Origin of the sequence: Streptococcus mitis, assembly GCF_946190115.1 — a bacterium.
Lineage (GTDB): Bacteria > Bacillota > Bacilli > Lactobacillales > Streptococcaceae > Streptococcus > Streptococcus mitis_CO.
The window spans coordinates 1-215 of sequence record NZ_CAMHZG010000089.1 but is presented as its reverse complement, the minus strand read 5'-3'; the positions used below and the strand labels follow the sequence as shown (position 1 = coordinate 215).

The window sequence follows — 215 nt, the reverse complement described above, 5'->3', positions numbered from 1 at the left end:
TCAGCAAGCACAAGCGCAGTAGCCTCTACATCAGCATCAACAAGCGCTGTAGCGTCTACCTCAGCGTCAACAAGTGCCGTAGCGTCTACGTCAGCGTCAACAAGTGCCGTAGCGTCTACCTCAGCATCAACAAGTGCAGTAGCGTCTACCTCAGCAAGCACAAGCGCAGTAGCCTCTACATCAGCATCAACAAGCGCTGTAGCGTCTACCTCAGC

1 pseudogene is annotated in these 215 nt (G+C 54.0%); it reads right to left on the bottom strand.

Going from position 1 to position 215, the window contains the following annotated elements:
• Window positions 1–215: pseudogene (locus N8L90_RS09510) on the bottom strand (adhesive domain-containing protein); the annotation flags it as partial.